At 57.5% G+C, this 18,216-nt stretch carries 19 protein-coding genes; 7 read left to right on the top strand and 12 right to left on the bottom strand.

What is annotated here, in order from left to right:
- Nucleotides 1–211 precede the first annotated feature (211 nt).
- The gene (locus tag NUW46_RS17600; RefSeq protein ID WP_136630057.1) at nt 212–718 is read left to right on the top strand and encodes a DnaJ domain-containing protein; all 507 of its coding nucleotides are present in this window, start codon (nt 212–214) and stop codon (nt 716–718) included.
- A gap of 1 nt (nt 719) precedes the next feature.
- On the opposite strand, the gene NUW46_RS17595 is transcribed toward NUW46_RS17600, so the two are convergent.
- Entirely contained in the window at nt 720–1,508 is a 789-nt protein-coding gene (locus NUW46_RS17595; protein ID WP_418140818.1) for a secretin N-terminal domain-containing protein, read from the bottom strand.
- Between the two features lie 356 nt (nt 1,509–1,864).
- Between NUW46_RS17595 and NUW46_RS17590 the strand changes: the two genes are divergently transcribed.
- Complete coding sequence (locus tag NUW46_RS17590; RefSeq protein ID WP_418140817.1) at nt 1,865–2,917, top strand: 3-deoxy-7-phosphoheptulonate synthase; 1,053 nt, start codon at nt 1,865–1,867, stop codon at nt 2,915–2,917.
- On the opposite strand, the gene NUW46_RS17585 is transcribed toward NUW46_RS17590, so the two are convergent.
- On the bottom strand, nt 2,862–3,533 hold the full coding sequence (locus NUW46_RS17585) for a LysE family translocator (RefSeq protein ID WP_418140816.1): 672 nt from the start codon (nt 3,531–3,533) through the stop codon (nt 2,862–2,864). The two genes, NUW46_RS17590 and NUW46_RS17585, sit on opposite strands and share 56 nt — an antisense overlap.
- Before the next feature lie 173 nt (nt 3,534–3,706).
- On the opposite strand from NUW46_RS17585, the gene NUW46_RS17580 reads away from it, so the two are divergent.
- Entirely contained in the window at nt 3,707–5,149 is a 1,443-nt protein-coding gene (locus NUW46_RS17580; RefSeq protein ID WP_418140815.1) for a dihydrolipoyl dehydrogenase, read from the top strand.
- An 18-nt stretch (nt 5,150–5,167) separates the two neighbouring features.
- Here NUW46_RS17580 and NUW46_RS17575 read toward each other — a convergent pair whose 3' ends face one another.
- Nucleotides 5,168–5,443, bottom strand: coding sequence for a DUF2061 domain-containing protein (locus NUW46_RS17575; RefSeq protein ID WP_305966448.1), 276 nt, complete (start codon nt 5,441–5,443; stop codon nt 5,168–5,170).
- 230 nt (nt 5,444–5,673) lie between these two features.
- Between NUW46_RS17575 and NUW46_RS17570 the strand changes: the two genes are divergently transcribed.
- Complete coding sequence (locus tag NUW46_RS17570; protein ID WP_069182047.1) at nt 5,674–6,147, top strand: Dps family protein; 474 nt, start codon at nt 5,674–5,676, stop codon at nt 6,145–6,147.
- Nucleotides 6,148–6,307: 160 nt separating this feature from the next.
- Nucleotides 6,308–7,978, top strand: coding sequence for a choice-of-anchor I family protein (locus NUW46_RS17565; RefSeq protein WP_418140814.1), 1,671 nt, complete (start codon nt 6,308–6,310; stop codon nt 7,976–7,978).
- Between the two features lie 66 nt (nt 7,979–8,044).
- On the opposite strand, the gene NUW46_RS17560 is transcribed toward NUW46_RS17565, so the two are convergent.
- The 6 genes from NUW46_RS17560 to NUW46_RS17535 form a co-directional block, all read right to left on the bottom strand.
- The gene (locus NUW46_RS17560) at nt 8,045–9,169 is read right to left on the bottom strand and encodes an NAD(P)/FAD-dependent oxidoreductase (protein ID WP_418140813.1); all 1,125 of its coding nucleotides are present in this window, start codon (nt 9,167–9,169) and stop codon (nt 8,045–8,047) included.
- Entirely contained in the window at nt 9,169–10,482 is a 1,314-nt protein-coding gene (locus NUW46_RS17555; RefSeq protein ID WP_418140812.1) for a class I SAM-dependent methyltransferase, read from the bottom strand. Before NUW46_RS17555 ends, NUW46_RS17560 begins: the two co-directional genes overlap by 1 nt.
- A 227-nt stretch (nt 10,483–10,709) precedes the next feature.
- Nucleotides 10,710–12,005: a TRAP transporter large permease gene (locus tag NUW46_RS17550; RefSeq protein WP_136631372.1), complete on the bottom strand. Its 1,296-nt coding sequence runs from the start codon at nt 12,003–12,005 to the stop codon at nt 10,710–10,712.
- The gene (locus NUW46_RS17545) at nt 12,002–12,547 is read right to left on the bottom strand and encodes a TRAP transporter small permease subunit (protein WP_136631371.1); all 546 of its coding nucleotides are present in this window, start codon (nt 12,545–12,547) and stop codon (nt 12,002–12,004) included. Before NUW46_RS17545 ends, NUW46_RS17550 begins: the two co-directional genes overlap by 4 nt.
- Nucleotides 12,548–12,649: 102 nt before the next feature.
- Nucleotides 12,650–13,726, bottom strand: coding sequence for a TRAP transporter substrate-binding protein (locus tag NUW46_RS17540; protein WP_153637167.1), 1,077 nt, complete (start codon nt 13,724–13,726; stop codon nt 12,650–12,652).
- Nucleotides 13,727–13,872: 146 nt separating this feature from the next.
- Nucleotides 13,873–14,337: an ATPase gene (locus NUW46_RS17535; protein WP_418140811.1), complete on the bottom strand. Its 465-nt coding sequence runs from the start codon at nt 14,335–14,337 to the stop codon at nt 13,873–13,875.
- A 117-nt stretch (nt 14,338–14,454) separates the two neighbouring features.
- Here NUW46_RS17535 and NUW46_RS17530 point away from each other — a divergent pair, with 117 nt between their 5' ends.
- Entirely contained in the window at nt 14,455–15,522 is a 1,068-nt protein-coding gene (locus tag NUW46_RS17530) for a beta-N-acetylglucosaminidase domain-containing protein (protein ID WP_418140810.1), read from the top strand.
- 9 nt (nt 15,523–15,531) lie between these two features.
- Here NUW46_RS17530 and NUW46_RS17525 read toward each other — a convergent pair whose 3' ends face one another.
- Nucleotides 15,532–16,242, bottom strand: a complete 711-nt coding sequence (locus NUW46_RS17525; protein WP_418140809.1) for an SIMPL domain-containing protein — start codon at nt 16,240–16,242, stop codon at nt 15,532–15,534.
- Between the two features lie 126 nt (nt 16,243–16,368).
- Here NUW46_RS17525 and NUW46_RS17520 point away from each other — a divergent pair, with 126 nt between their 5' ends.
- Nucleotides 16,369–16,902 (top strand): macro domain-containing protein, encoded by a 534-nt coding sequence (locus NUW46_RS17520; RefSeq protein WP_418140808.1) that lies wholly within the window; start codon nt 16,369–16,371, stop codon nt 16,900–16,902.
- Between the two features lie 8 nt (nt 16,903–16,910).
- Here the strand turns inward: NUW46_RS17520 and NUW46_RS17515 are convergent, their stop codons facing one another.
- A complete protein-coding gene (locus NUW46_RS17515) occupies nt 16,911–17,918 on the bottom strand; it encodes a ChaN family lipoprotein (RefSeq protein WP_418140807.1) in 1,008 nt (335 codons plus the stop codon).
- Between the two features lie 25 nt (nt 17,919–17,943).
- The gene (locus NUW46_RS17510; RefSeq protein WP_069182795.1) at nt 17,944–18,123 is read right to left on the bottom strand and encodes a CopG family transcriptional regulator; all 180 of its coding nucleotides are present in this window, start codon (nt 18,121–18,123) and stop codon (nt 17,944–17,946) included.
- Nucleotides 18,124–18,216: the final 93 nt, after the last annotated feature.

The raw sequence follows: 18,216 nt of genomic DNA, 5'->3' as shown, positions 1-18,216 counted from the left end.
CAGATTTTGGGAAGCATAGCATGCTACAAAATCAGGGTCGCTATTGTCACCGGGTTGTAAGTATTTCTATCTAGACTCCGGGATTGCCGGATTTGACAAGCATCAAGGCTGTATGGGTGTTTTCATGAGGGGCGGCTTTCCCTGCAGGGTGCTGGTAATGTGGCTCGCGTCGATGACAGAATTACGACGGTATTCAGGGTGAGGATCAATAATGCAGTGGATTCTGGGGCTTGCGTTGGCAGCCGCCGTGTTTGTGATTCTGAAACAGTGGGGCGCATTGTCCGCCGAAAAGAAAAAGGCGGCGACCTGGAAGGTGATTCTCGTGGTCGGTGGAGCCTTGCTGGTGTTCATGGTCCTGACCGGACGTGTGCACGTGCTCACGGCGGCGGTGGCGGCTGTGATTCCCCTCTTGCGCAAGCTTCCCGCCTTATTGAAATTTGCTCCGGAAATCAATCGGTTCATGGGTAGGAAGCAGGGGCAAGAAAGCCGTGAGCAGGCGAGCAATCACTCTGGCTCGGGCACGGATCTGGCGGGGCAGATGTCAGAACGAGAGGCCTGCGATATCCTCGGGGTCAAAGCCGGCTGCTCTGAAGAGGAAATCGTGATGGCGCATCGACGGCTCATGCAGAAACTTCACCCCGACCGGGGCGGAAACGATTACCTGGCAGCCAAACTGAACGAAGCCAAACAGGTACTTCTCGGCAAGCGACAGGCCTGATTCAGGGCAGAATATCCACTCGGACTTCAAAGCTGCGATTGTCCGAGTGGCTACTGTTCACCTGATAGGTAATTCCACTGTGCTCCTGGCTGGAACGGGTTGCTGTGCTACCCAGTGACACCCACTGTCCCGGCTCAACCCGTCGAATGGTAACGACCGCTTCCGTTTCATATCCGTCCAGGTTTGCCGGTTCCTCCTCGAACGAGACAATGCTCAGTTCCACCGCCTGATCGGAAATGACCTGGGGACTGACCAGAAACCCGCTGCGGGTTTCGACCTGTTGCAGGAAAGCCGCCGGATTACGACCGCCGCGAATGGCAACTGGAATCGTCCGGACCTGGCCTGACGTAATGTGTGCCGACTGGCCATCCTGCATCACCAGGGTCCGCTCCTGGGCGCTGCCGGTAGTGGTAACGCGACGTTCGGCAGAGAGTTCGGCGCGGCCGTTAGACGCGGAAATGCCGGCACCTGAGCGCTTGCCGCCGCTATCCGTTCTGGACCGAACAGTGATCCTGACCTGAACGGGCGCTACATCAAGCGTTTCGACAAGCCGTCCGATTTCGTCCAGCAGGTCGGGTTCACCGCGTACCACCAGTTGTTGGCCCCGGGCGGTCACGGTTACCGGCGAGCCCTGGTAAAGCTCGCGGATCTGCACCGCCACATCGTCGCCTGGTCGGTTATTGAGCTGGTACACGCGAGATTCCGCCTGGGCCAGAGCCTGGCTGGAACAAAGTCCCAGCAGCAGAACAAGAAAAAGCTGCAGGGGGTATCCTCGGACAAAAACGACCATTCAGTGCTCCAATCCTTCTGTCGGAGTCGAAAAAACTCCGACACACGGGTTGCCAAGGTGAAAACCAGGGGTATATATTGAAAAGCATGAAGACGACACACGCGACCTGTCAATTGAATGTTTTGCAAGCTTTCGGCGCCAAGCCGGCGGCTGCCGTCGCTGCTGTGTTTTTCTGGTGGTTTGGTTATGGCTTTTATTTTAGCCAGAGCCGGGGCCGCCCATAGGATCTTCATCGAACGAATAACGAGGAAGGCAGCCCGGCAGAAAACCCAGGCTGCCACCGGACTCAAAAAGCCCCGACTGGTAGCCCAGCCGGGGCTTTTTTGATTCTGACGCAGGGAAACGGGAACACTGACATGAACATGCCCTTGAACACTGAACTGACACACCAGGATGCGGAGACTCAGGCGCGGCACCGACAGGAAGTGGTTCTGCCGACGCCCGCGGAGCTGAGACTTGAGATGCCGGCCAGTGCCGCTGTCGTCCAACAGGTAGAAGATCAGAGGCAGGCCATCCGGGACATTCTACAGGGCGAGGACAGCAGAACCCTGATCGTAATGGGGCCGTGTTCCATACACGATGAGGTGGCGGCCCTGGAATACGGGAAGAAGCTGAAGGCCCTGGCGGACGACGTCAGCGACCGCTTCCTCATCGTTATGCGGGCGTATCTGGAGAAGCCCCGGACCACGGTCGGCTGGAAAGGGCTGCTGTACGACCCGGAGCGCACAGGAGAAGGCGATCTGAATGAGGGGCTGCGCCGCTCCCGCCGCCTGCTGTTGAATCTGGCGGCCATGGGTTTGCCGCTGGCCACCGAGGCCCTGAGCCCGTTCGCCATGGATTACCTGGGTGATCTGGTAAGTTGGACTGCCATTGGTGCCCGAACCACCGAATCCCAGGTACATCGTGAAATGGTCAGTGGCCTGCCGATGCCCACCGGCTTCAAGAACGGCACCGATGGCGGTATTGCCGTGGCAACCAACGCCATGAAGTCGGCATCCCATCCTCATCACCACCTTGGGGTGTCCGCGACCGGGGCGCCGGTCATGATTACCACCCGGGGCAACCCTGATACCCATCTGGTGTTGCGCGGTGGCCGAGGTATTACCAACTATGATGCTGCAAGTATTGAACAGGCCGTTGGGGTCCTGGCAGAAGCCGGATTGTCGACTGCGGTGATGGTGGACTGCAGCCATGACAATGCCTGCAAGCAGGCCGAACGACAGCTGGATATCGCCCGGGAAGTAATGGCCCAGCGCCGTGCCGGCAACCAGCATATCCGTGGTTTGATGCTGGAAAGTTTCCTGGAACCGGGCCGCCAGGACGATGGTGAAGACCTGCGCTACGGCTGCTCGATTACCGATCCTTGTCTGGGATGGGCGCAGACGGAGGCTCTGATCCGCTCACTGTAGACAGTAGCAGCTGGCCAGCCAGTATCAGCAGAACGCCGCCCATCAGCCGGTCCAGCCAGTGGCCAAACCGGTTAAACCCGCGGCGGATCCGGGGCAGGGTGAAGAAAACAGCGACCATGGCAAACCACAGCCCCGTGGCCAAAGCCATGTAAATGCCGTAGCCGGCCTGGAGCGCAATGGGCGTGCCCGGGCTGATCACAACAGAGAACAGGGAGACAAAAAACAGCGTTGCCTTGGGATTCAGGGCATTGGTCAGGAAACCCAGCCGCAGGGCGGCAAGACCGGATTGCCCTCCCGTCGGGGCCTGTTCTACATGAACGCCACCGGCCCGGGCCCTCAAACACTGAACGGCAATCCAGGCAAGGTAGAGTGCCCCCAGCACCTTGAGAACATTGAACAGCATGATCGATTGCTGGATCAGCAGGCCGATTCCGAGCAAGGAATAGCAGACATGCACCAGAATGCCCCCGCCGATACCGATGGCTGTCAGCAGCGCGTTCCTTCGGCTCTGGCAGAGCGCCTGTCTGAGCATCACGGCAAAATCCGGGCCGGGGCTTGCCACTGCCAGCAAGTGGACGAGGGCCACCGTCAGAAATTCCGGCCAGTAACTCTGCATAGTTCCAACTCCTCTCCTGAGCCTGCCAAGGTCTGAAAAGTCTGACAGCATAGGCCGAATCCGGTCTTTTTTCACGGTATGGGTGAAACTTGCCATGACTTCTATACTGAGGTCTCACCCGTTCCAACCTTCCGTGTTCCCCGATGCCGGGAACGCCTGTCAGGAGACCTTGTATGGAAAAGCGAGCCGTAGACGTTGCCATTATCGGAGCCGGTACCGCAGGAATGGTGGCGTATCAGCGTGTGCGCAAGGCGACCGACAGAGTAGTACTGATTGAGGGCGACCAGTACGGAACCACCTGCGCCAGGGTCGGGTGTATGCCCAGCAAGCTTTTGATTGCGGCCGCCGAAAATGCCCATCAGATGCAGCTTGGCGACCTGTTTGGTGTGTCTGCCGGAGCGATCAGAGTTGATGGCAAACGGGTTATGGAACGGGTGCGAACCGAGCGGGACCGTTTCGTTTCTGGAGTGTTTAACTCGGTCGAGAAGTTTCCGGAGGCGCACCGGTTGAGAGGTCATGCCCGGTTTGTCGGCCCGAATCATCTAGTCGTTGGCAACAACCTTGAGGTGGAGGCCGGCCGGATCATCATCGCTACCGGTTCACGGCCCAACATTCCCGGGTTTCTGAAAGAGGCCAAAGACCGGCTGGTGGTGAATGATGATATTTTCGAGTGGCAGGATCTGCCGGACTCGGTGGCGGTATTTGGTCCGGGCGTGATTGGCCTGGAGCTCGGGCAAGCCTTGAGCCGGCTTGGTGTCCGGGTGCGAATGTTCGGGGTTGGCGGGTCTGTCGGTCCCATCCAGGATGACTCCATCCGGGACTACGCCCTTAAAATCTTTAACGAAGAGTTCCCGCTGGATCCCGATGCGGAGGTCAAGAACGTTGAGCGGGTTGATAAGGGTGTTGCCATTACGTTTGTGGATGGGGATGCCGGTGAAAAGACCGAAACCTTTGATTACCTGTTAGCAGCTACCGGCCGTCGTCCGAATGTGGACGGGCTGGATATCCAGAACGCCGGTATTGAGCTCGATGACAAGGGCCTACCCCTGTTTGATCCCCATACCCTGCGATGTGGCGACAGCCACATATTCATCGCCGGTGATGCCAATAACAGCCTGCCGCTGTTGCATGAAGCGGCCGACGAGGGCCGAATCGCGGGCGACAACGCGGCGTCTTACCCGGATGTTCGGACGGGACTTCGCCGTACCCCGTTGGCGGTGGTATTCACCGATCCGCAGATTGCGACCGTAGGCCTGACCATTCACCAGGTGGACGAGCGGTGTCGCGGTTGTTTCGCCGTGGGCGAGGTATCGTTCGAGGATCAGGGGCGCAGTCGGGTGATTGGCAAAAACCGGGGGCTACTGAGGGTTTATGGTGAGCATGGCAGCGGCCTGTTCATGGGAGCCGAGATGTTCGGCCCTGCGGCGGAGCATATTGCCCATCTGCTCGCATGGTCGGCCCAGCGACGACTGACCGTCAGCGAAATGCTGGAGATGCCATTTTACCATCCGGTTATCGAGGAAGGGGTGCGGACGGCCCTGAAAGACCTCAACCGGAATCTCAGTATCGGACCGGCGCCAGAAGAGGGCTGCACCGATTGTGGGCCGGGTGTTTGATCCGGCCCTTGATCAGAATCAACAGGTGTGGGGCTGAGTCTGGGATAAAGTTCCGGTTGCTGTCCTTGCGTTCCGCTGGCGGCGGGCCCAGATCTTTTCATGGAAGAAATAGGCAACCGTATTGATGGCTGGCTCCACCATGGCGATCAAACTGCCAATCAGGATGTCACCCGTGAGCAGATAAGCCACGGTGAAGGCCACTGTAAAATGGGTGAGGGCGAACGTTACCGTTTTGATCAGCGACTGGTCGCCATTCGGGCCATGGTTATGTACAAACAGTTTTAACGTGCTCATGGTCATCTCCGGTTTCGCTCGTGGTTCATTGCTCATTTAAGACCGGGTGAGAATGATTGTTAAATGAATTGTATTGAGAATGAGAATAGCTTCGGGCTATTTATTTGGCTCCGTTCATAGCATTATTCAGCGTCGCTATTAACGAGATTAGCAAACTAAACTTCCCGGCCGTGTTTGGTCGGTCGTATACTTTTTCGAAATGTCATACATAACTGCCAAGGAGATGCGTTATGGGTAAGAACTTTATTGGTCTTGATACTGAGAAAACAGCGCAACTTGCTGATTCCCTGAATGATCTTTTGTCCAACTATCAGATCTTCTACATGAATGTCCGTGGCTACCACTGGAACATCAAGGGCGACAACTTCTTCGAGCTGCACGTCAAATTCGAGGAGCTGTACGATGATCTGTTGCTCAAGATCGATGAGATCGCAGAGCGCGTGCTGACGCTTGGCCATCGGCCGGCTCACGCCTACAGCACCTATATTGAGCGGTCTGAAGTGCCGGAGCGCAAAGATGTATCAGACGGCAAGGAAGCGATGGAGAACATCGTGGAAAGCTTTGCCAAACTGATCGGCAAACAGCGTGCGTTGCTCAGTCTGGCGGGTGACGCGGAAGATGAGGGCACAGTTGCCCTTATGAGTGACTACATCTCTCAGCAGGAAAAGACAGTCTGGATGTATCGGAGTTACCTCGGTCACTGAGTCGATTGCATTACGGAATGGCGACCCTCGGGTCGCCATTTTTTTGTTCCTGTCACCAATTCGTCATGGTAATGACTCGGAATTGACGCTGAACTGTCACGCCTGTGGCCTAGCGTGTGTAGGAATTCCCTACACCAAGCAATGCCAGAGGCACAATGTCATGTTCCGTAAGACCCTGCTTTCCGCAACCATCCTGTCTTCCCTGTTGGGCCTGAGCGCCTGTACCGATGATGGTGACGATGGCGCTGATGGTATCAACGGCACCAGCAAAGCACTGATCGAACTTAATGTCCTGGGCACCTATCAGGCCCCGGGCGATGTGTTCGACGTGGGAGCCGCCGAAATTGTTGCCCACGATGCTGCCAACCAGCGATTGTTCGTTGTAAACGCCGGTGCCTCCACGGTAGACGTGCTTGATATCCAGGACCCCTCCCAACCGGTTCTCTTGCAAACCATCGATGCGACCGCCGAGGGTGCTTCCGCCAACAGTGTGGCTGTCTTCGGCAGCCTGGTGGCGGTGGCCATCGAAGCCGACGTCAAGCAGGACAACGGCAAGGTCGTTTTCTACAACACCACTGATCTTGGCAAGGTTGGTGAAGTTACGGTAGGGGCGCTGCCCGATATGGTTACCTTTACCCGGGACGGCATGAAAGTGCTGGTCGCCAACGAGGGTGAACCCAGCGACGACTACACCAACGATCCGGTGGGATCCGTCAGCATTATTGATCTGTCAGCGGGCGTTGCCGGTGCAACGGTAACCACCGCAGGATTCGAAGCCTTCAATGCCGATGAGTTGGCCCTGAAAGCCAGCGGTGTGCGGGTGTTTGGGCCGGGAGCAACCGTCGCCCAGGATATGGAGCCGGAGTACATTGCGGTCTCCCTCGACAACAAGACCGCCTGGGTCGCCCTGCAGGAGAACAACGCCGTAGCCGAACTGGATATCGAGGCCGGTGTGATCAATGCGATCCTGCCCCTGGGTTTCAAGGACCACAGCGTGATAGGAAACGAGCTGGACGTCAGCAACCGGGATAGCGGCATCAACATTCGCAACTGGCCGGTAAAAGGTATGTATATGCCGGACGCTATCACCAGCTACGGCTATAACGGCAAGACCTACTACATCACCGCCAACGAGGGTGATTCCCGGGACTATGATGGCTTCTCCGAAGAGTTCCGGCTCGGGGATCTGACCCTGGATGCCACGGCCTTTCCAAATGCGCCCGATCTTCAGCTGGAGGAGAACCTGGGGCGCATCAACGTGACCTCGACACTGGGTGTCAGCAATGGATGCGATCCCTCTGACCTGGCGACAGATCCGGAAGTAGACTGCGAATACAGCGAAATCTACACCTACGGCGCACGATCCTTCTCTATCTGGTCTGCCGATGGCCAGAGGGTCTTTGACAGCGGCAGCGAATTCGAGCGGATCACCGCCAGTCTGTTGCCTGAGAACTTCAATGCCACCAACGACGAGAACAATTTCGACAACCGATCCGATGACAAAGGTCCTGAGCCGGAAGCCGTCACGGTTGGCACAATCAACGGCCAGACCTTCGCGTTTATCGGTCTTGAGCGAATTGGCGGAATCATGGTTTACGACGTGACCAATCCCCAGAATCCGGAATTCGTCCAGTATCTGAACAATCGGGATTTCTCGGTGTCGGATGCAGATCTGCAAGCCGGTATGGCCGGAGATCTTGGGCCGGAGGGCATTGCCTTCATCGCCGCCGAGGACAGCCCGAATGGGCAGCCCCTGCTGGCAGTGGGAAATGAAATCAGCGGAACCACCACCCTGTACGGTATTGACGTGATTGAACTGACGGCGAACTGAGTTCAGGGCCTGAAAGAAACCCGGGGGCATCGTTATCGATCCTCCCGGGTTTTTTTGTTTTCCGCCTCAGACAGCGGCTTTCAGCGGCGGCACTTCCTGGTGGAGGAACCACTTCTCCGTAACCACCTTTCTTGTAAACCAGTGCGAGCGCATCAGGCTGCTGGCCAGTGGCGTCTTGATCCAGTCCGGAACCTGCCAGCCCTGATCCGTGTCTGCCGCCCGATTGCCAAAGCGTTCGGCAATGGCATCGCCGTAGATCTGCAATGAGGAGGCCGAATAATCCGGCGCGTCCCGTATCACATCTGCCGCCAGCAGCGCCGATTCGATGGCGGGCCGGATGCCTTCGCCGCTCTGGGTGTAAGCCAGGCCGGCGGAATCGCCAATCAACAGAATACCGTCGTCCACCAGTGGCCTCTCGGCATGGGCATAAAGCAGGTAGGCGTGGCCTTTGAAGCGCCCGGGCAGGTCCTCCGGAATGCGCCCGGCGGACTTCATCTCATCGACAAAAGCCTCTAAATGACCGCTCAGCTTGTGGTTATCCTCCCGGCCCAGCCCGATATTCAGGTAATTGCCCTTGCGAAACACCCAGGCATAACCCTTGAGATCGCGGCAGAACCAGAGCTCCGGGGTGTCGCCCCGGGCCTCGCAGGCGGAAGCCTGTTCGGGTGTCATTTCGAATTCCACCTCCTTGGCGGCGACAACGGTCTCGTGGCTACCCGGGCCGTCGCCAAGCAACCGTGCAACCGGGCAGAAGTGCCCGCCGGCGCCCACGACAAGGGGGGCCTCCCAGGTGTCGTTGATGACCCAGTTGCCGTCTTTCCGGACGATGGACTTGACCGGCGTGGCGAGCTGTTTCGGACCGGTGACGCGGCTGAGCAGATAATCGTCGAATTCACACCGGCGAATGCCGTAGCTGACCACATCGCCGTGGTCGTTTTCCACAGCCGGCTGCCCCATCATGCCGATGCGAAACCGGCGAATGGGCTGGAGTGTCCGTCCGTTGGCGTACTCGTCGAGGTCAATCTTCAGGGTTTCCATGACGGCAGGAGTCACCCAGCCCGCGCAGGTTTTATCCCGGGGAAAATCCTGTTTGTCGATGATCAGTACTTTTTTGCCGCTGGTCTCAAGGGCACTGGCCAGGGTGGAGCCGGCTGGGCCGGCACCCACGATGATCAGGTCGTAATAATCCATCAGGCCTCCTCTGGTGCCGCTGGAAACTCATACAGGTCCCGGCGGTTCTGCGGCAGACTGTTGTTGTCGCCGTGGGTGAAAACCACCTGGAACAGTTGCAGTGAGCCGGCGCGGAACGCAGCGATGGAGCCCGCCAGATACATGCGCCAGGCCCGGGTAAAGTGGCCATCGTACATGGCCGTTACCTTGTCTTCGTTCTCGTTGAAACGATCCATCCAGTGGCTCAGGGTCTGGGCGTAATGCAGGCGCAGGTTCTCCACATCCAGCACCGAGAAATCGCCGTGTTCGCAGATTTCCATGAATTCGCCGATGCTGGGCGGATAGGCGCCGGGGAAGATGCGTTTTTCGATCCAAGCGTTCATCAGCATCGGGCGATTGCGGCCAATACTGTGGAGCAGGGCAATCCCGTCGGGTTTCAGGCTCCGCTTGATGAGTTCGGACAAGGCCTCGTAGTTTTCCTTTCCCACGTGTTCCAGCATGCCGATGGAGACAAAGGCATCGTACTGGCCGCTGATGTTGCGGTAGTCGTCCTCGACGTATTCCACCAGATGATCCAGCCCCTGCTTGCGGGCCTCCTCCCGGGCAAAGGCCAGCTGCTCTTTTGAGATGTTGTAGGAGTGCACCTTGACGCCGTAGTTACGGGCCATGTAACGGGCCAGCCCACCCCAGCCGCAGCCTGCCTCGACCACGGTCATGCCGGGTTTGAGACGAAGCTTGCGGCAGACATGCTCCAGCTTGGCCAGTTGAGCCTGTTCCAGGGTCAGGTCGGGGCTCTCGTAATAGGCGCAGGTGTACTGCATTTCAGAGCTGTCCAGCCAGAGCCGGTAGAACTCGTTGCCCAGGTCATAGTGGTGGTTAATGTTTTCTTTGGCTTCGGAGATCCCGGTGGACCGGGGGTTGTGATTGCGCCAGAGTGCTTCCAGCCATTTCGGCCACTTCTGGCGCGCCTGATGAACTGAGCGGTAGAGGGTTTCCATCAGGTCGGGCAGGTCGCCTTCCACCTCCAGACGACCTGCGCTGTAGAGATCGCCGAACGCCAGGTTGGGGTTGGTCACCAGTGCGTACAGGGCCTTGGGGTCGGTGAGGTGCAGAGTGAACTGTGCCTGTTGGCCATCCGGTTCGATGACATCGCCGTTCCAGAGCCGGAACCGGAGCGGCGGTGAGCCGGCCATGCGCATCAGCTTGGCAATCAGCCAGCGCTCGTACGTGTGCGGTGACCGGTCCACGTGGGTGCTTTCCAGTGGCAGGGTCAGAACATGGCTTTTGGATTCTTGCCCGTGGTCACGGGGTTTCTGGGCAGTGCTCTGGTTCATGGACTCCACTCTCCCTTCATAACCTCAACATCAATGTTTTGCCGACGTGCGTGTTCCAGGGTTCCCGAATACCAGTCTGAGAATCACCGCTTGTCCGTTCAGTATAGAAAACAGTCAGATTTTGTCAGGTGAGGCGTATGAAGAAGAAAGCTATCGTGAGAATAGAGTCGCAGGAAATGAGAGGGACAGAAAAAAATACCGGGCCCTCAGGCCCGGTATTTTTCGAATCAGTATGAGGAACTCATACCAAACCATTCTGGGAATATGACTATCAGTGCCAGCACAAACATCTGTATCAGGATGAAGGGCAGCACGCCTTTGTAGATGTCCGTTGTTCGCACCTCGGGCGGTGCTACCCCCTTCAGATAGAACAACGAAAACCCGAATGGTGGCGTCAGGAAGCTGGTTTGCAGGTTCATTGCAATCAGAATCGCGAACCAGAGCATGTTGATGCCCATAGCCTCGGCCACCGGCGCAAGGATCGGCACGATGATGAAGGAAATCTCCACGAAATCGATGAAGAAACCCAGTACCAGGATGACCACCATGGCCAGGATGATGAAGCCCCACTTTTCACCGGGCAGCTGGAGCAGCCACTCTTCCAGCAGGTAGTCGCCTCCGGTGTAGCTGAACACCATGGAGAAAGCGGTGGCACCAATCAGGATCGCGAAGACCATGGCAGTCACCTTCACCGTGTCCTTGGACGCATCCCATACCATCTTGAAAGAAAACTGTCGGTAGATGATCGCCAGTACGATGGCACCAACACCGCCCAGTGCGGACGATTCCGTGGGTGTTGCAATGCCGGTAAAGATCGAGCCCAGAACCACCACAATCAATGCCAGCGGCGGAATGATTGCCAGCAGCGCGTTGAAGATTTCCTTCTTGCGGGACACGCCCGGTTCATCCGGCATGGCCGGAGCGGTTTCAGGCTTCAGTCTGGTCAGAACCAGGATATACACGATATAGAGCCCGACCAGCACGATGCCGGGCCAGACCGCTGCCTTGAACAGGTCCCCGACCGGAAGGCCAAGCACGTCACCCAGGATGATCAGGATGATCGATGGCGGGACGATCTGGCCGAGAGTACCGGAGGCGCAGATAGTGCCGGTGGCAAGCCGCTTGTCATACTTGTGGGCCAGCATGACCGGCAGGGAGATGAGGCCCATGGCCACCACACTGGCGCCCACGACACCGGTGGATGCGGCCAACAGGGCGCCAACCAGGATGGTCGAAATCGCCAGACCGCCTGGCAGGCCACCAAAGAGACGGCCCATGGAGGTCAATAGCTGCTCTGCCAACCGGGTGCGCTGAAGCACAACGCCCATGAAAATGAACAGGGGCACGGCCATCAGAACGGTATTCTGCATCACGCTCATGATGCGATAGGGCATGAAGGCAAAGAGATCCATGCCCTCGGCGAAGATTCCGAAGAACAGTGCGACGCCACCGAAGGTGAAAGCGACGGGGAAGCCCAGCATCAGCATCAGCAGGGCGACACCGAACATAATCATACCGATCATGCGAGGCCTCCTGCGCTGTGCTCACCTTCGTATTCCTTGTCTCCTGCCATCACTCGCAGGGCGTAGGTGGCCATGTTAAGTCCGGCAATGCCGATGAATACGGCACTGACAGGGATAACGGATTTGATGATCCAGCGGTGTGGGAGGCCGCCAGGATCACCGCTGCCTTCTCCCATGTTGTAGGAGTCCAGCGCGAAATCGTAACCGTAGATGCCAATCAGATAGGCAAATGGAATTACAAAGATCAGGGCGCCAATCAGGTTGACCCAGGCCTTGGCCTTGTTGCCCCATTTGGTGTAGAAAACGTCGACCCGAACATGACCATCCGTGCGTAATGCGTAGGGAATGCCCAGCAGGAACACCACAGAATAGAGGTGCCACTCCATTTCCTGCATGCCGATTGAAACGTTGTTGAAAGCGTAGCGGGCCACTACGTCATAAAAGACGTTGGCTGCCATCAGTATCATTGCGACACAGGCAACCCACCCACAGAAGATGGACAGCCGGGCAAGCCCGTCGTCCAGTTTGATGATCCACCGCATTGATGATCCCCCGCCAGGAGAGCTGGCGTTTTTATCCGTTGCTATAAACGACAAAACCGGGATCACTCGGAGAGCGATCCCGGCTCCGTTAAAGCCTATATCTTACTCGACTTCGGCCATCGTGTTGAGGTAGGCGCGCTCGGAAATGTTGGTATAAGCGCGGCTCTGCTCAAGGTAGTTCTCCTGGGAGTCGATAATCTTGGCAGCCATGTCGCTCTCAGCAGCGGCTTCTTTCAGCAGCTTGTTGTTGGCTTCATACATGGCATCAAAGATTTCGTCCGGAAAACGTTTGATCTGGACATTCGGATATTCCTCGCGAATGTTGGCCCAGGCTTCGGCATTGGCGTGCTGGGAGTGAACCAGCATGTCGTAGGAAGCGGTGCGCATGGCAACACGCATGATTTCCTGCAGGTCAGCCGGGAGCTTGTCCCAGACGCGCTTGTTCACCAGGAACTGAAGTTCGGTCGCAGGCTCATGCCAGCCGGTGTAGTAGTAGTCGGCAATCTGCTGGAAACCCAGACGCAGATCCAGTGCCGGACCCACCCACTCAACGGCATCGATGGTGTTACGTTCCAGAGCGGTGTAAAGCTCGCCCGGAGCGATGTTGGTCGGGTTAACGCCAACTTCCGCGAACACTTCACCGGCGAAACCGGGAATACGCATCTTCAGACCTTGAAGGTCTTCCAGCGAATTGATTTCCTTGCGGAACCAGCCGCCCATCTGAACGCCGGTGTTACCGCCCGGGAAGGACAGCATGTTATGGGGCTCGTAGACTTCCTGCATCAGCTCCATGCCGCCGCCATGATAGAACCAGGCGTACTGTTCCATGGCGTTCATGCCAAACGGCATGCTGGTGAAGAACAGGGTCTCGGGCACCTTGCCTTTCCAGTAGTAGGAAGCAGAGTGGCCCATGTCGTATTGGCCGGCCTTGACCATGTCAAAAATGCCGAGGGGCGCCTTGTGCTTGTTGGATGAATCAATGCGGACCTTGAGGCGGCCGTCAGACATTTTTTCTACGGTTTCGGCGAAACGCTTGGTGGTGTCACCGAAAATTGGAAAGTTTGGTCCCCAGGTTTCCGCAAGGCGGAGGGTGAATGTGTCTTGGGCGAGCGCCTGCGAGGAGGCAAAGGTAGTTGCCACAGCCAACACAGCCGCGGAAAGAACAGAACGGATCTTCATTGCTCTTCTATCCTCTTATCTTTTTTGTGGGTCGAGCGTTCCCCCTTTTGGGGGAAAACTACTCTTGATGCTAGTTCACGTTAGCAATTATCGTTAACAAACGAAATCAAAAACCGGTGCATGTACGACCTTGGTCGTAAGGTGGATCAGAGGTCTTGCATCCTGCCAATCTGGCTGGCGAGGCGCATTGCCTCGTGTTCTTCCAGCGCCAGGAGGTCTTCCAGCAGCGACTTGGCTTCGGGGATTTCCGCCTTGCCGATCAGTGAATCGTAGAGGTCCATGACCTGGTCGTGAAACTGGAAGACCTCCCGGGCGATGTCCTCGAAAGACATGGACGCGTAATGGGTGTAGGAGTCGGCGCTGGGGCCAATCGGCTTGTGCTGGTTGTTCAGGTAATCGTAGAGGCGCGTGTTCATGGCCTTGGGTTCGGCCTGGTTCTCGAATTCACGCACGGCTTTTTCCAGCAGCGATTCATGGCGCGACAGGTAATCGAGTAACGCGGAGGCTCTCTCGTCATTGTTCAGTTTGGCCGATTCATGAAGGCTACGGGACAGATGCGCGTGCAGCTGACGTGTCCAGTCAATCAGGTCCTCGAAAGTTGTTATCTCCATTGTTTTGCTCCTTACCGGGGCGGATCGTTTGTAGTTGGCATTACAGATAAGTCTAGTCAAAATTGAGGGTTATGGGGTACCCGCCGGGCTCCGGCATCAGCGAAACGGAAATTGGTCATGACAACGACATTAGGCATCATTGAAGGATTCTACGGCCCCATGTGGACCTGGCAGGAACGTCGACACCTGGTCCGTACCCTGGCCCCCCACGGTTACGGGTTTTATCTCTATGCCCCCAAGGCCGATGCCTTCCTCCGGCGAAAATGGCGGCAGCCACACCCGCCAGCCATGGCCTCGGAGCTGGCCGAGTTTTCCCGTTTCTGTCGTCATGAGGGGATGCGCTTCGGCATAGGGCTGAGCCCGTTCGAGATATTCAACCGGTTCGACGACGAGGCCCGCGCGGCGTTGGCAGACAAACTCGCGCTGCTGGAACGTATCGGTATTGATGAACTGGCGATCCTGTTTGACGACATGCGTTCCGATACCCCGGACCTTGCCGGTACTCAGGCTGACATAGTGCACTGGGTTCGTGAGCACACAGCCATCAAGTTTCTGAGCGTCTGTCCCAGTTACTATTCTGACGACCCCGTACTGGATCGGGTGTTTGGAGAGCGTCCGGCAGATTATCTGGAAACACTCGGGCGCAAACTGGACCATTCGGTGAATATCTTCTGGACCGGGGAAGAGGTGTGCTCCCGGGAAGTATCGCCCGGGCACCTGAAGAGGGTCGGGGACCTGCTCGGGCGCAAGCCGGTACTCTGGGACAATTACCCGGTCAATGACGGTGACCGGATGTCGCAGCATCTGCACCTGCGCGCGTTCACCGGGCGACCGGCGGCCAATGCCGCGCATCTGGCAGCCCACGGGATCAATCCGGCACTGCAGCCGACGTTAACGGCAGTTCCGGCCATCACGCTGGCAGAATCCTATCGTCTGGGACCCTCCTATCAATACGGCCAGGCGTTCCGCCACGCGGCCCGGGAGGTGCTGGGCCGGGAGTTGGCGGCGCAGCTGGAGGCGGATTTGCTGGTACTGCAGGACGCTGGCCTGGGCCGGATCAGTGCTGAAAAGCGGCAGAGTCTGCAGCACACCTACGATGCCTTCGACCACCCTGCAGCCAACGAGGTTTTGCGCTGGCTGGCGGGTGAATATCAGGTTACCGATGAGATGGTGGCTACCCAGTAACCCGCTCGGCTAGCGAAGGTAATATTCAACGGTCGAGACCACGCGAACGGTTTTGACGGGTTGCTGTCCTTCCATGATGCCCGGTGCCTGATCCCGGGCCAGAATCTGGAACACACCCTGATTGGCGCGTCGCAGACCCCCGAGTTCCGCCTTGGCATCCTGGGCAAACTGGGCTGCCGCTTCCCGCGCTGATGCCGTGGCTTCGGCGATCATCTCGGGCTTGATATCGTTGAGTCCGTTAAACAGATAGGTAGGCCCCGATGGGCCGTAGTCCGAAGAGAGCACCACTCCCGAGTCCACCAGTTCACTGACCCCCTGTGCGGCCTGGCGGATTCGGTCAATATCGGTGCTACGGACCATCAGGGTCTGGCTGATGATGAATTTCTGCTCGCCGTTATTGGCCTGGTAGGGGTTGGCCCGGGTATCGGTGACATCCAGGCGCTGGAGTTCGACCGCATCCTGGTCAATGGCCTGCAGTTTCAGGAAGGCAATGATTGCATCCCGGCTGCTTCTGGCCTTGTCCTGGGCCTCACTCAACGACGCCCCTGTTGCAACAAAGCGAATGGGCCACAAGGCAAGATCTGCAGTTACTTGCCGTTCAGCCACACCCTTGACGGTGACATAGCGGTCGCCGGTTTTCAGGTCAGTCAGGCCGTCACTGATCAGGGCGGCGGAGATGATGGCGCTGATGCCGAGAATCAGCGAGGCAAGAAGCTTCATGGAGTGTCCCTGTTGGCATCACCTGAGAGTTACGGAAAGTCCCGGAAAGCGTCCGGCTGATGGCTGCTATCCTGAATGTCAGGAACAAGATTAGCGCTTCACCCCAAAAGCTGGAAGGGAGGAATCATGACGGCTGTGAAAGTTGAGTGCGTCAAAGGCAATATTGCCGCACAACCGGATATCGATGTCATCGTGAATGCGGCCAATGCCGAACTTCTGCCCGGCAGTGGTGTGGCCGGTGCCATTCACGGTGCCGCAGGCCCCGGTCTGGCAGAGGAGTGCCGGACTTTGGCGCCCATCAGTCCTGGCGAGGCGGTGATCAGCTCCGCCCACAACCTGCCTAACGGGCATCTCATCCATTGCCTGGGCCCGGTTTATGGGGTGGATGAGCCGTCAGACCGTCTGCTGGCGGACTGTTTCCGGAACGCGCTGCGCCTGGCGGACCAGCGCGACCTGTCGTCCATTGCCTTTCCCGCCATTTCTACCGGGGTTTTCGGTTATCCGTTGAGAGACGCAGCGGCTGTGGCCATGAAAACGGTCGCCGACACCCTGGCAGATCTCAACTCTGTTCGCCTGGTCCGGTTTGTTCTTTTCAGCGATCAGGATCTTTCCATATTCGATGAGGCCCTCAAGCTGGAACCGGACCTTTCCGGTAGGTAGAGGTCACCTTAGTCACAGGACCTGTCGGTTGATCGGCTGAAACGGGCCCTCATGGCTTCGCGTTCCCGCTCGGCATCCCGGAATTCCTCGGGCAGGGGCTGGATAAAGTAAACGAAGTCACCTTTCGGGCGATTGCTGTCCAGTGGTGGTTGGTTGATGTCCGATGGCCAGAACACCGGACTGATTACTGCGACAGACAGCTCCGGCGCACGTTGCTTCAACAGCGCCACGGTTCCCAGGCCGTCTTCACTGTGAAACGTGCCGGTCAGGTGCAGCACCTGGTGCCCCGGATGCTCTGCCCGGGCCTGCAGAATGCGGGCAGCCATGGTGTTGTCGCGAAGTAGCTGAGCCTTGTAGGTGTTTTCCATGCGCTCGCTCATGGTGTCGTCTGCCTGATGGCTCGCACCAATGGCTGCCATGAACTTTTCCCGGTAGGCCGGGGTGTCCATGAAGGGGGCGGAGGGCAACTTCTGTTTCAGGCTGTCCGAGACACGCTCGAGGTATTCCGGACCTTTCCGACCGACACAGCGCACGACGTCTGCCGGCGCATTCGCCGCGATCACCGGCAGATTATGCCGGCGGGCAAATTCCACCAGTGGCCGGTAGGAGGCCCGGTAGTTATCCCAGGCATCGGCATCCTCAATCATCTCGGTTTCGCCGGTTTCTCCCTCCAGGTAGCGGTTCAGCTGGTCCTGACGGTCCAGGTTGAACTGTTCCATGCTGAGAATCTGCTCTGGCCGTTGCTGGAACAGGGTGGTCTGAAGCCGGGATTGAAGAAGATGTGAGCCGTGGTGCCCATGGTATTCGCCAACAATGACCACATCTGTGTCGATCAGCTTCTGCGCCAGCTGTTCAGGCGTCAGAACGGTGTTGTTTTCAGGCTGAATGATGCGGGCATCGTACTGGGTCTGCGGTGCTGTCAGAACCGCATCAGGGTCTTTTGATGAAGGCATGGCAGTACATCCGTTCAGGGCGGACAGTGTGGCAATGAGCAGGGCTGGCGCAAAAACGTTCATGACAGTCCTTACGTTTTGATCACATTCAGGATCTTTTTTCGCGTTCTTCTCGCCAGTCGGGGCCCAGCCTTTCTTCCACGTATTCCCGGATGAATTGGCGCACCCTCTGGGACGGGGTTACGTCTTCCTGCTTGCACAGTTCTTCAAAGGCGGCCTTTTTTTCCGGGTCGATCAGTAACGTCAGACGGGCAGTGCGCTTTTCCATGGAGTTGTTCATAACCTTTGGTGATTGCTAAGTATGTTAATCATATTAACATTGAATGAATATTTTATGAGCATATAATTTACAGGCATCAGT

Origin of the sequence: Marinobacter sp. MA (assembly GCF_048298425.1) — a bacterium.
Classification (GTDB): domain Bacteria; phylum Pseudomonadota; class Gammaproteobacteria; order Pseudomonadales; family Oleiphilaceae; genus Marinobacter; species Marinobacter salsuginis.
Note: the sequence above shows the minus strand (reverse complement) of the source record. Positions and strands in the feature narration are given on the sequence as shown.